Source organism: Aliidiomarina quisquiliarum (assembly GCF_023922585.1).
Taxonomy (GTDB): Bacteria; Pseudomonadota; Gammaproteobacteria; order Enterobacterales; family Alteromonadaceae; genus Aliidiomarina; species Aliidiomarina quisquiliarum.
The window spans coordinates 56,616-69,099 of the sequence record NZ_JAMFTN010000014.1; the positions used below are offsets into that span (position 1 = coordinate 56,616).

Genomic DNA, 12,484 nt, shown 5'->3' on the forward strand with positions numbered 1-12,484 from the left:
ATGCGCAAACTACCCCCATTGAACGCGCTCAAGTCATTTGAGGCTGCAGCGCGCCACTTAAGCTTTACTAAGGCTGCCGCTGAGCTTTTCGTTACCCAAGCGGCAGTAAGCCACCAAGTAAAAGCGCTGGAAGAATACCTTAACTTACCATTGTTTTTGCGTAGAAACAGAAACCTACTGTTAACGGAAGCTGGCCAAGCCTACTATCTTGAAATTCGCCAAATGCTTGATCATCTTACCTTGGTAACGGGGCGTATTATGCTGGCCAGTGAGCAGGGCTCATTAACGGTTTGTGTACCACCTGGTTTTGCTATTATTTGGTTAGTGCCACGTTTAAGTAGGCTGCATGAAGCGCACCCTGAAATGGATGTACGAATAAAGGCCGTTGACGAGGTGACAGGTTCATTAACTGACTATGTTGATGTGGCTATTTACTATGGCGCTGGCCGCTGGCAAGGGTTGCGGGCTGACCGATTACACAATGAAACATTAATACCAGTGTGTTCGCCACAGTTACTACAAGGTGAAACCCCGCTGCAGGTACCGGCCGACTTGCATAACCATAGTTTATTACACGAAGAAACCCGTAACGCTTGGAAAGATTGGTTTGAAATGGTGGGTGAACAGCCCCCAGCAGTTAAAAGTGGTCCTATATTTAGCCACTCTGCCTTGGCTTTAAAAGCTGCTGTACACGGCCAAGGAGTGGCGCTTGCTAATAATATATTTGCTAAGCCCGAGATAGATGCAGGCCATTTAGTGCAGGTTTTTCCGCAAGAGTTACCTACCAATGACGCGTTTTTTATGGTGTGTCGTGAGTCGCAAGCCGATGCCGGTAAAATTGCCACTTTCCGCAATTGGTTACTAAGTGAAGTGGCCCGCGACGAAACCGAGCTGGCTAAAGCGGAGCTTACGAGTGTCAAACAATCTAACTAAATGCCCCATTGTGTTTGCGCATGGGGCGGGGGCAGGGCCCGACAGCCCATTTATGAGCACGGTTGCCAAGGCACTTGAGCAGGCAGGGCACAAGACATTTGTGTTTGAATTTCCCTATTGGCAGCAAATACGAGTAACAGGCCGTAAGCGACCCCCTAACCCCGCAGCGCAACTTGACCAAGCCATGTTGCAATACATTCATAGCCTTGATTTAACATATTTTGCTGTAATGGGAAAGTCGATGGGGGCCCGTGTTGCTTATCGTATAGCCGACACAGCGCAGGCTACGGCGGCTATTGCTTTGGGGTTCCCTTTTCATCCGCCTGGAAAAGAAACGAAACATCGGCTCAATGATCTGTATAATCAGCGCGCAAAGAATTTGATTATACATGGCGAGCGAGATCCTTTTGGTAAGCGTTCGTGGGTGGAAGCACAACCATTACCAAGTAATGTGGAGTGTATTTGGGCCACGAATGGTGATCATGATTTAATTCCGTCCAAAGGTGTTCAAAAACAAACGAACGAGTCTGTAAACGACCGTTGGGTTTGGGTAGCACAGCAAGTAAGTGAATGGTTGGAGAGCAATACATGAGTGGCGTTTTACTCTATTGCCGCGCAGGCTTTGAAAGCGAATGTGCGGCAGAAATACAAGAAAAAGCGGGTGAATTAGGTGTTTACGGTTACTGTAAAGCACAACCCGACAGTGGCGTGGTTATGTTTCACTGTAAAGATGAAGAAGCGGACCATATTGGCCGCAAGCTTGCTATTTATAGGCTTATTTTCGCCCGTCAACTAATTGTTGTGGTGGCGGAGTGTAATAGTTTAACCGTTGACGACCGCATTGAGCCTATTATTGCGGTGCTGAAAGAAAAAGACACCCAAGTGTGTGGCAAAGTATGGGTAGAAACTGCCGACACTAATGAGGGGCGGGCGCTTTCTGGCCTGTGTAAAAGCATTAGTACGCCATTGCGTATTGCTTTACGTAAAGCCGATATATTAACCGAAACAGACGTAGACAATCGGCCGGTGTTGCACGTTATGTTTCGTAGCACCCACTCGGCCATATTAGGTTATTCCTACAGCTATAATCATGCGCCATATGAAATGGGTATTCCCCGTATTCGTTCGCCTAAGTTAAGCCCAAGCCGCTCTGCGGCAAAGCTAGCTGAAGCCTTTAAAGTAATGATTCCGCCTCACGAATTTGAAAAGCGTGTAAGTTCGGGCATGAATGCTGTCGACTTAGGCGCTTGCCCGGGTGGCTGGACCGCTGTGTTAGTGGCCCATGGCATGATGGTAAGCGCGGTAGATAACGGTGCTATTGATGAGAAGTTAATGGCAACTGGTCAAGTTAAACATTACCGCGAAGACGGTTTTGCGTTTCGGCCGAAACGTAAAAACGTACAGTGGCTAGTATGCGACATGGTTGAAAAGCCCGTAAAAGTAGCCCATTTGATGACAGATTGGTTTATTGAAGGCTATTGTGAAGACGCTATTTTCAACTTAAAACTGCCCATGAAAAAGCGTTATGCGGCGGTGCACCAATACTTAGACGCTATTAAGGCGCGGCTAAAAGAAGCGGAAGTGTGGGGTTGGGAATTAACCGCTCGACACTTGTACCATGATCGTGAAGAAATTACGGTTTACTTACGTAAGAAGCTGAAAAGCTTAAGTTAGGTTTACCTCGGCAGAAATAAAAACGGCAGCCTTAATAGGCTGCCTTTTTTTTGTGGTCTATTAAATAACCGTTATAAGCGGTCAAGAATTGCTTGGGTAAACTCTGTTGTACCGTGGTTACCGCCGAGATCGGCAGTTGTGCGATCGCCACTTTCAATGGTGTCGCGTAGAGCGGCTAAAATACGCTTGGCATTGTCGGTTTGGCCAATATGTTCGAGCATTTGTATAGCGGCCAAAATAACCGAACTAGGGTTAGCAATGTTTTTACCAGCAATGTCGGGAGCTGAGCCATGAACGGCTTCAAAAATAGCATGGTCGCGACCAATATTGGCGCCTGGTGCCATACCCAAACCGCCCACTAAACCTGCACATAGGTCTGATAAAATGTCGCCAAACAAGTTGGTGGTTACAATGACGTCGAAAATTTCTGGCGTCATCACTAACTTCATACAAGTGGCGTCGATAATCATTTCTTCCGACTGAATGTCGGGGTATTCCTTGGCAATATCACGGGCAACACTTAAAAACATACCCGAAGTGGTTTTAAGAATATTGGCCTTGTGTACAGCCGTTACTTTTTTGCGGCCCTCGCGGCGGGCTAGTTCATAAGCAAAGCGCAGAATACGCTCACAACCAACCCGGGTAACTTTACTCATTGCTTCTGCTTCCGAGCCGTCGGCAGAAGTTATTTGGCCTAAACCCGAGTACATACCTTCGGTATTTTCACGCACGGTAATAATGTCGATGTTGTCATAACGTGCTTGAGTACCTTTAAACGACACCACCGGGCGTAAGTTAGCGTATAAACCAAAGTGTTTGCGCATGGTAACGTTAATAGAAGTAAAACCGCCACCTACGGGTGTGGTTAACGGCCCTTTTAAAGCAACCCGGTTACGATCAATAGCGGCTAAGGTTACGTCAGGCAGCAGCTCGCCATGCTTTTCTAAAGCAATTAGGCCAGCGTCTACATATTCGTAGGTAAGCCCACAGCCGGCTTTGTCTAAAACTTTAATGGTGGCGTCGACAATGTCGGGTCCGATCCCGTCTCCAGGAATAACGGTAATAGTGGTGCTCATGGTTGTTTTTCCTTCTACTAGCTAGGTAATAAGCGTCTAGACTGCTTTGAACGATATAGACGAACTGCGAAATTATTTTGTGCTCAGTTTACACCAAGCACGCTGAATATTCTTGCTGAACGAAGCTTGCCCGCCTTTATAAAGGAATAATTTCTAATGGGCATTGGGCGTTTAAGGTGTGGCTGGCATGTTGCTGTATGTGCAAAAAGTCGGCCCAACTTAAATGCACGGCCTTCAGCAGTGGCTCCACCTGACTTTCCCAAGCTTTAGGCAACTCGGTACCATGATGACTGATTAATTCAGTAGCGATATGTGCTAAACGGGCACAAACTAAAGCAGGGTTCGTTAAACTTGAATGCATACGCAATAACGGCACTAAGCTACTGGGTAATTGCCAATAGTCGACCAGTTTCAAAGCCCGCACAGGCTCAAGCTGTTGTTGTAAAGGCTGCCAAGTGGTTATGGCTTCTGGGGCTATTAAGCTAGTTTGATACTTCCAACGCAGTTGAGTACTTAGTTCAGGATGATACCAGCAGTCGTAAATCCATAGGTAACATAATAGGTCTACATGGCAGGGCAAACTTACTTTCACCTGATCGCAAAGTAGTAATAAGCATTGTGCCAGCAATGCTCTTCGGTGTAATAGTGCTTGCCGCAGCGGAATGTATGGGTGGGTTAAGTGTGCTTCAAAATGGGTAATTAAAATAAGCTCACGGCTGGCTTCAGGGCCAAGTAGTAATAAAGCTTGTTTTACCGAGAGTAAGCGCCGTTGCTTGGTTAATTCTGTTGCTTGTTCGCGTAGGCGTTGTTGCAGCAGGGTTTGTTTTTCAAGGGCTTCAACAACTCGGGGTAAAAGCTCGTCGTTGTAGGGCCAGCCCCGAATAGCATGTAATAGTTTACGTGGTAATGGCCGTAATTTTGTTTGGTGCGTATTGGCTGCAGCAAACTGCTCTTGATACCACAGCACTTCGGCTAAAAGCTCTACGCCTTGTGCTACGTTTCGATAACGCACAAGACGCGTGAATATAGAGCGTAAATCTTTGCCTTGCCAAGCATCATCGGCAATAACTTGGGCGCAGCGAATGAGTTGGCTTAAAGGGCGTTTATCTTGTTGCTGCAAGCTGCGCGCTCGATTCATGATGCTTTGCGATAAAAGCAGTTGGGTATAGCGTTTCGATAAATAACGGTAGTGGGCAGCCCAAGCAATAAGCAGTAATTCAAAGGTTGCGGCGGGAAGAATACCTTGGGTGTTGGCTCCACGCTGCTGGATTTCGTTGATACAGCCAAGTAAAGTGTAGTCTGGCTCGCGGGCAAGGCAGCTGATACTGGAAATAACCTGGGTTAAGTCGCTAGCAGATATTTTCTCGCGTGTTAAGAGCCCTTGAACAAGCTGGTGAGCGAGCAGGAACGAAGCCATAGGTTAGTTGCGTCCCGTGTATTCTTGGTAAGCAGACTCACCCCAGGCTATTAGCTTTTCATTGCGAAATATTAACGGGGTGGTTTCGTCACGGGTGGTTACACCGTCGGATTTCACATGGTGGGTACGGTAAAAATACACTACCAGCTCGCCTGCAGAAGTGGTAATGGCCTCGCTTAAATCAGGTGGTCCAAGCAAGCGCAAAACTTCACCACTTGGGCTGCCAAGTTCAAGGCGACCAATATATTTACGGTTGAAAATTTCGCGCTCGCGCCAGGTCATATTCTCGGGGTTAGCCGTGTAGAAGGTTAATACACCACCTGCAATAATGGCGTAAATTATAAAACCGACAATAGCAATGCTAAAGCCCTTGAACATAACTTGCTCCTCTAGTTTTTAATAACACGATAGCAAGGATCGTATGGTTTTTCGCCAGGAAGTTTCATCCGGTGCTGCTTCACAAACGACTCAAGTAGCGCGTCGAGCTCGTGCATTAAGTCGGTGTCGCCATGAATTAAATAAGGCCCGTGGCGTTTTATATCAGCAATACTTGGTGCTTTTACGTTGCCTGCCACAATAGCTGAAAAAGCCCGGCGCAAGTCGGCGGCAAGCTCTTCTTTGGGTCTATCGCGATGTAATTTTAGGGTTGTTACATTTTCATGAGTAGGCTCAAAAGGAATTTGGAACGACTCATCAATATGCAAGGTCCAGTTAAAGTAATAGGCGTCGCCGCTACCAAGGCGGTAACGTTTAACGGCACTCACCCTAGTTTGAATGTGCTGTGCAACTGTTTGTGGGTCATTAATAATAATGGTGTACCACTGGGTAGCTTCTTCGCCTAAGGTTTTTTGAATAAATCGGTCTAAATGTTCAAAGTAATCGCGGCTTTCTTCTGGCCCAGTGAATACTATGGGTAGTTGCTGATCTTTGTTTTTAGGGTGCATTAAAATACCCAAAATATAAAGCACTTCTTCCGCGGTACCAGCGCCACCAGGAAATATAATAATGCCATGTGCGCAGCGTACAAAGCCTTCAAGACGCTTTTCAATGTCTGGCATAATAACCAGTTCATTAACAATAGGGTTTGGCGGTTCGGCGGCAATAATACCTGGCTCGGTTAAACCAAAATAGCGGGCGTTTTTAATGCGCTGCTTGGCATGGCCTATGGTGGCGCCTTTCATTGGGCCTTTCATAGCACCGGGGCCACAACCAGTACAAATATTAAAATTACGCAGACCAAGCTCGTAACCAACCACTTTACTGTATTTATACTCAACTTCGTTAATGGAATGGCCACCCCAGCATACCACCATATTTAGCTCAGCAGCGGGGCGAAGGGTATTCGCATTGCGTAAAATATCGAATACAACGTGAGTTAAGTGGCGTGAGTCAATGCCTTTTAGCGCCGACTCTGGGTAGCGTTCGCCAACAAAAAGAATATCGCGTAGTACCGACTCTACGTGTTCACGAATACCTTCAATTAGTTCACCATCAACAAAGGCTTTCGCTGGTGGGTGAATAAGCTCTAACTTCACCCCGCGTTCACGGCGCAATACATTTACTTCAAAATCTTTAAATTGGTTATATATGTCGTCGGCATCGTCCGTGTGGCTACCAACGTTTAATACAGCAAGCACACAGTTACGAAACAACTTGTACAGTTCACTGTTGGTAGACTGTTGTAAGCGATCAATTTCTACCTGTGATAAAAGGGACATACTGCCCTGTGGGGATAATGAAATTCGCATAAGGCCGTTTTTCTCCTAGCGGCTATCAATTACAACTTTATTACGGCCATCTTTCTTTGCAGAATACAGCGCTTTGTCAGCGCGTTCAAAAACGCTACTAATACTGTCTCCGTCTGTAAAAGAGGCAGCGCCAATAGAAATTGTAATTGAGATATCGTTGTTTTTAAATTTAAATGGAATGTTTTGAATTCGCTTTCTTGCTTTATCAAGGGGCTCGGCAATATCGCTGACTTCCGTTTGCGGGAATACCATCACAAACTCTTCACCGCCAAAACGAGCGACAAAGTCGGTACCACGCAACGACTTTTTCAACATGCTAGCGATAACTTGAAGTGTTTTGTCGCCCGCTATATGGCCGTACGAGTCGTTAATATTTTTGAATAGGTCAATGTCGGCAATAGCAATTGCTAGTGGGGTGCCGTAACGTTGCCACCGATTAAACTCTAGCTCTAGGCGCTCTTCAAAAGCGGCCCGGTTGGGTAGTCGGGTTAAACTGTCTTGTAAACTTTTGAATTTTTGTTCGGTTAATTTGTCTTTGTAGGCGTCGGCTTCTTGTTCGAGCTCGATAATACGAGACTGGGCCGCTGCTAACTCGTTGGTAAGTTCCTTATGACTGTTCGCAACAAGTTCTTTTTTTATGTTCAGGCTGCTAACAATAACCGCTACATGGGTGCTTATTTTGGTAGTAAGCTCGGTTAAGTTAGTAGCGGTTTGTGTTGACAGAGTAAGTGAGTTAATACCAGCGTCGATTTGGCTGTCAAGCTTGTGGTGCGCATGCTGAGTGGTTTCACTATTTTCTAAGGTGCGCGCAACACAGCTTGAAATGGTGCTTAATACATCGTTTAGGTTTTTTAGAAAGGTTTGCGCCGATTGACGCTCTTCGTTAATACCTTGCACAATAAGCCGAATTACTTGCACGCAAGAAATAACGAATTGCTCTTCACTTAAGTTGCCTAATAGTTGTTGGCGAATATTTTGTATACCCACCGCCGCACTGCCCGACAGATCAATAAACGAGAGTAAATTAATCAATTCTTCTTTTAAGTTTGCGTGCGGCTGGTCGGCCAAAGCCCTAGAGTCGACCCCTACATTTTTAACCTGTGGCTGTGTTGCATGCGCCCGCAACGTAAGACTACGCTGATATAATTCTAAAAGCTGATTTAAATAAGGTAAGTAGTGGAGTACAGAAAATGCAGGGCCTTCTACTTGGGCTAACAAGTCACGTAGTTCGGCCCGAGTTTCACGGGGCAAGTTATTCATTTGCTGCAAACGCTTGGCGGCACTTATTAAACGATTATGGGTGTCTTGCAGCTCTTTTTGTAAACGCACCCCATGCTGTTTTAAAAGTAAGCTAATGTCGTCCATTACTGGAATAACACTTTCAATGCTAGTGGACTGCAACATGCTGCCTTGCATTTTACTAAGGCGGTGATCGAGTTCACCATCAATACCGCGCAAAGCGTTACTTAAACGACCAATAAACTTGGTTAAAGCAGCGAAGTCGTTGCGATAAGTTGCTTCAAGTTGGTCGCGTAAAACTTTGCTTTCTGCCAGCTGGGCTTGCAGCTGTAGGGTCTCATTTCTCGCAGGATTATCCACTTCGCACTACTCTAGTCAAATTGTTCAATATATAACGGTAAATTGCAGCCCATGATAACACATAAAGAAGGCCTTATTGACGAGCAGTACGTGCTAATAACGCAACATTATCTGTAGTACTACGCCATGGGTTTATATCGAGCCCACCCCGTCGAGTGTAACGAGCTTGCACGCTTAGCATAAGTGGTTGGGCTAGCTGCATGATATCCATAAAAATACGCTCAACGCACTGCTCGTGGAACTCGTTATGATTACGATAACTGACTATATAACGCAACAAGTTTTCATGGCATAAGGCAGGGCCTTGATAAATAATTTCCACACTGCCCCAGTCGGGCTGGTTGGTAATTAAACAATTCGACTTTAATAAGTCGCTGTGTAAGGTTTCAGTGACAACATTGGCCGACTTTAATTGCAGTAGTTTAGGGTTGTAGTTGTAGCTGTGAATATCAATGTTTTGCTGATCAATACTTGTGCCGCGGGGTAGGGCAATGCCTAGTTTAGCGTAATCGGTCAAGGTATATAAACGCACGGTTACAGCAGCTTCTGCACAGGCACTTAAATCGGTTTGTAAAATAAGCTGTAAGTCCTGCCAGGAAGAAAGTTTGTGTTGATTAAAACTGTTTAAGTACAACTTAAACGACTTCGACTCAATTAAGCTAGGGCTGCTGGCAGGTATATCAAACTCAGCAATAGCAACCTGGGGCAAGCCATTGTTATTAAGCCAAGATAATTCATAAGCAGTCCAAGTGTCGGTGCCGATAAAGGGTAAGTTTTCGTTTTTAATACCAATAGGTAAACGGTTCATACTTCTTGGCACGGCATCAAGCAAGCTAGCATTATACTGGTGTGGATAGCTGGTGGCTTTGCCTAGCGCAAGTTTGGCTAAGGGGTTCGTTGTTGGCATTTGTTAGGTCCTACACATAGAATGAAGTTATTAGCTGACGATTGGTTTAGGAGAGCCCATGAGCGAAGTAAAAGCAGTACTCGCCCAACTACACAAAGATTACGCTACACATTATGAAAAACAAGGGCGCAAGCCAACTACCGATTATGTAGAGGAATGGCAGGCGTCTTGTTATTACGGCGAACCGAATGGCGAACATATAGCATGGCAAGCTGTGGCTCAAAAGCCAGCAACAGCATTTGCGAATGTAGAAAAAGCACTAGAATTAACCTTGCACGGAAGTATAAAAGACTTTTTCAGTCAGTTTTGGGCAGGTGATCTTCATGTCCGTTTTCGTGATCACAATTTTACCTTATTGCAAGTGCAATTACCCGAAGATGCCGAACGACTGCAACAAAACTTAATTGGCCATGTAATGATGAAACAACGCTTGCGCCAGCCAATTACACTTTTTATAGGCGTTGGTAATGAAGACGACTTGATTGTGTCGGTGAATAATGAAACAGGTGCTGTAGGGCTTGAGTATGTGGGCAAAGAGCAGCATGAACTATTGGCCAGCGACCTGATTTATTTTTTAGAACGGTTAGAGCCCGCTTAAATTAATTTGCCCGACCAGGTAGGTAGTGTTTGATTACTCAACAATAGTTAGCTATTAATAACTACTGTGTATGGTCATTAACTAACCACGGAGGCTTAATGACGAAAACAAGCGAACAATTAGATGGAACCTTGGTTTACTTGGCGTCGGAAGATATTCGTGCGGCAGCCTCGCTGCTTTTCCAAGCGTACCAAGACGATCCGGTTTTTCAGCATATTTTCCAACATGAAAAAGAAGGCTACGAGCAGCGGTTGCGGGCGTCTATTCGCGAAGAGTTAATGATGTTCTGGCAAAATGAACAGCCTATGTTTGGTATTTTCACTGAAAACACCTTACAAGGTGTAGTGTGCTTAACCCGTCCAGGTGAACACTTTGGTGGCGACAGAGTTTGGCACTGGCGGTTAAAAATGTTGCTGACGGCAGGGTTTTTAAGTACCAAGCAAATGCTAGAGAAAGAACGCATAATAAGTGCGGCAGTACCAGCTAAAAGTTACCACATGGTGGTATTTCTTGCGGTTCACCCTAGGTATCAACAGCATGGCCGCGGTGACTTGTTGGTGCGGGCCGTGCAAGAAGAATTGCGTTTGCACCCGGAGTCTCAAGGTGTAGCGGTATTTACCACCCGCCCTGAGTATGAACGGTTTTTTAGCGCAAGGGGGTATCAGTTAGTGGCCGAAATTGATAAAGAAAAAGTTCGCGGCCAACTATTATATTTAGACCGAGAAGCTTTAACCGAAGCAGGTGAATATGAACACTGGACCGATGAAATTTTATAGTTTTGCTGAATTTTACCCATACTATTTAAAAGAGCACAGTAACGGTATCTGCCGTTTTTTGCACTATATGGGCAGCACATTAACTTTAGCTATGCTCGTGTTTGCGGTAACTACCATGAACTTTTGGTGGCTACTTACATTACCCTTAATCGGTTATAGTTTTGCTTGGTTCGGGCATTTTGTTTTCGAACGGAATAAGCCAGCCACCTTTCAATATCCGCTATACAGCCTAATGGGCGACTGGGTAATGTATAAAGATGCCTTAGTTTATATGTTTACCCGCAAACGTAGTGCTGCGGCTAAGCAAGCTTGGTCTTAGCTTTGATCGTCGGTGCGTTTGCCGTAGCTCATACTCATGTGTGGCTGACCACAGCGGGCTGTGCGCTCTTCAGGTAAGTCTGTGGGGGTGCGGTGGGGTGGAATATAGGTGTCTTGCAGCTTTAAGTTAAACAAATTGAGTGTACCTTCGTATCGCATTTCTCCGTCACTTGAAAAGCCAAACTGAAACATGGCTAACCAGCCCAAGCCTTTTTGCCAGCTAGGACGGCCATTTCTACGTGCAATATCTAGAAACTGCAATTCATGGCGCTTGCATAGCTGTAGGGCATACTGTCGTGCAACCTCGTCTTGTTGGCGCCACTGCCAAAAAGCCCCACAGATACCAATAAAAGCAAAAAGTAACATTAAATCCGTTAAGTTAAACATGGGTTGACTCGCGAACCGACCGCTTCAGGGCAAGTACGGCCTGTTGTAGGCTAGGGGCTAAGTTGGTTTGGTATAGTAAACTTAAACAATGGGGTCTCAATTCAGTTATGGCAACTAGCTCTTTATATAAGGTAATAAAAAGCTTTAGGTCGTTTTGCGCCAGCTTGGTGAAAAACAACTCAAGCAACCTATGTTCTTGCAGTGCGCTCCAGCAGCGGGCGGCAATGACTAATAGTAGTTCTTGCTGCTCTGCGCTATGGCTGCTTGCAGTTAATAACTGACGTAGCCAGTGCTGCAATGCAGGCTCGTTAGCGCGGCCTGAGACACAGCGAATAAGGCGCAGGCGTGCGGCCAATGAAGCAGCTTCGGTGCGTAACGCCAGCAAGTTTTGTTGTAATGCTGAAGGTAAAATAACCTGCTCTAGGGCTAAGCTAAGTGCTTCTTGTATAGGCTCTGGAAAGCTAAAATAGTGCTGGCTTATATAGTGTTGTATAGCAGGCTGCTGAAGGCTGCGCACGGCCATGTCATGAATGCCTTGAATACCTAGCAGCTGCCAACTGATATCGCTACGGCCAGAAAAATAAGCTTCTGCATGTTCAAAATGAATGGAAGGCTCCTGACTTAAAGCGGCAGAAATTTGAGCATGAAAAGCCGCGCGGCGAGCTTCGTCGGGCTGAAAAATATAAGGGTTTTGTTGTAACCTTTGTTGTTGCGACTCGGTTAAGTGGGCGGTGGGCTGTTGGCCTAGGGCCTCAACAATAATGCTCATAAAGTGCTGCATGGCCGCATGTTGAAACATGCCTCGTTCGTCGAGTGGTAAGGCGGCAAACCAAATAAATGGCTGGGCAGCTGCAGTGGTTGAATGCCAAAAAGTAATGGCCAACCAAGCCTTTTGCTGCCGCGGCGTAGGAAACGGGCGCACACCTTGTTCTACCTGACGCAGTAAACTAGGCGGCAGCTCCATTACCCGGCGGGAAAGGTCATGAGCTCGCCAAGTAACGCCGCTGGCGTCTAAAAATTCAGTCAGAGTGGCTATTTGTGTCATTACAGT

The 12,484-nt window shown here is 45.8% G+C and carries 14 protein-coding genes; 6 read left to right on the top strand and 8 right to left on the bottom strand.

The window, feature by feature from the left end:
* The 3 genes from M1L23_RS02905 to rlmM are packed head-to-tail and all read left to right on the top strand — an operon-like array spanning position 1 to position 2,607.
* Positions 1-933: a transcriptional regulator GcvA gene (locus tag M1L23_RS02905; RefSeq protein ID WP_252625538.1), complete on the top strand. Its 933-nt coding sequence runs from the start codon at positions 1-3 to the stop codon at positions 931-933.
* Complete coding sequence (locus M1L23_RS02910) at positions 914-1,525, top strand: alpha/beta family hydrolase (RefSeq protein WP_252625539.1); 612 nt, start codon at positions 914-916, stop codon at positions 1,523-1,525. The genes M1L23_RS02905 and M1L23_RS02910 overlap by 20 nt, the downstream gene beginning before the upstream one ends.
* Positions 1,522-2,607: a 23S rRNA (cytidine(2498)-2'-O)-methyltransferase RlmM gene (gene rlmM, locus M1L23_RS02915; RefSeq protein WP_252625541.1), complete on the top strand. Its 1,086-nt coding sequence runs from the start codon at positions 1,522-1,524 to the stop codon at positions 2,605-2,607. The genes M1L23_RS02910 and rlmM overlap by 4 nt, the downstream gene beginning before the upstream one ends.
* Before the next feature lie 71 nt (positions 2,608-2,678).
* Here rlmM and M1L23_RS02920 read toward each other — a convergent pair whose 3' ends face one another.
* The 6 genes from M1L23_RS02920 to queF all read right to left on the bottom strand — a co-directional run bounded on the left by M1L23_RS02920 (position 2,679) and on the right by queF (position 9,354).
* A complete protein-coding gene (locus tag M1L23_RS02920; RefSeq protein WP_252625543.1) occupies positions 2,679-3,683 on the bottom strand; it encodes an isocitrate dehydrogenase in 1,005 nt (334 codons plus the stop codon).
* 136 nt (positions 3,684-3,819) lie between these two features.
* Complete coding sequence (locus M1L23_RS02925; RefSeq protein ID WP_252625545.1) at positions 3,820-5,100, bottom strand: hypothetical protein; 1,281 nt, start codon at positions 5,098-5,100, stop codon at positions 3,820-3,822.
* A 3-nt stretch (positions 5,101-5,103) separates the two neighbouring features.
* A complete protein-coding gene (locus M1L23_RS02930) occupies positions 5,104-5,478 on the bottom strand; it encodes a DUF3192 domain-containing protein (protein ID WP_252625546.1) in 375 nt (124 codons plus the stop codon).
* Between the two features lie 11 nt (positions 5,479-5,489).
* Positions 5,490-6,848 (bottom strand): nucleotide 5'-monophosphate nucleosidase PpnN, encoded by a 1,359-nt coding sequence (gene ppnN, locus M1L23_RS02935; protein WP_252625548.1) that lies wholly within the window; start codon positions 6,846-6,848, stop codon positions 5,490-5,492.
* A gap of 15 nt (positions 6,849-6,863) precedes the next feature.
* Complete coding sequence (locus M1L23_RS02940; protein WP_252625549.1) at positions 6,864-8,447, bottom strand: sensor domain-containing diguanylate cyclase; 1,584 nt, start codon at positions 8,445-8,447, stop codon at positions 6,864-6,866.
* A gap of 73 nt (positions 8,448-8,520) precedes the next feature.
* A complete protein-coding gene (gene queF, locus M1L23_RS02945; protein WP_252625550.1) occupies positions 8,521-9,354 on the bottom strand; it encodes an NADPH-dependent 7-cyano-7-deazaguanine reductase QueF in 834 nt (277 codons plus the stop codon).
* 58 nt (positions 9,355-9,412) lie between these two features.
* On the opposite strand from queF, the gene syd reads away from it, so the two are divergent.
* The 3 genes from syd (at position 9,413) to M1L23_RS02960 (ending at position 11,047) form a co-directional block, all read left to right on the top strand.
* Entirely contained in the window at positions 9,413-9,952 is a 540-nt protein-coding gene (syd, locus tag M1L23_RS02950; RefSeq protein ID WP_252625551.1) for a SecY-interacting protein, read from the top strand.
* 98 nt (positions 9,953-10,050) lie between these two features.
* A complete protein-coding gene (locus tag M1L23_RS02955; protein ID WP_252625552.1) occupies positions 10,051-10,728 on the top strand; it encodes a GNAT family N-acetyltransferase in 678 nt (225 codons plus the stop codon).
* On the top strand, positions 10,700-11,047 hold the full coding sequence (locus M1L23_RS02960; protein ID WP_252625553.1) for an Mpo1-like protein: 348 nt from the start codon (positions 10,700-10,702) through the stop codon (positions 11,045-11,047). The genes M1L23_RS02955 and M1L23_RS02960 overlap by 29 nt, the downstream gene beginning before the upstream one ends.
* Here M1L23_RS02960 and M1L23_RS02965 read toward each other — a convergent pair.
* Together M1L23_RS02965 and M1L23_RS02970 are read right to left on the bottom strand one after the other, a co-directional pair.
* Positions 11,044-11,433: a DUF3301 domain-containing protein gene (locus tag M1L23_RS02965; RefSeq protein WP_252625554.1), complete on the bottom strand. Its 390-nt coding sequence runs from the start codon at positions 11,431-11,433 to the stop codon at positions 11,044-11,046. The two genes, M1L23_RS02960 and M1L23_RS02965, sit on opposite strands and share 4 nt — an antisense overlap.
* Positions 11,426-12,478 carry a DUF3549 family protein gene (locus M1L23_RS02970; RefSeq protein ID WP_252625556.1) on the bottom strand — a complete coding sequence of 351 codons (1,053 nt, stop codon included), beginning with the start codon at positions 12,476-12,478 and terminating at the stop codon, positions 11,426-11,428. Before M1L23_RS02970 ends, M1L23_RS02965 begins: the two co-directional genes overlap by 8 nt.
* Positions 12,479-12,484 lie beyond the last annotated feature (6 nt).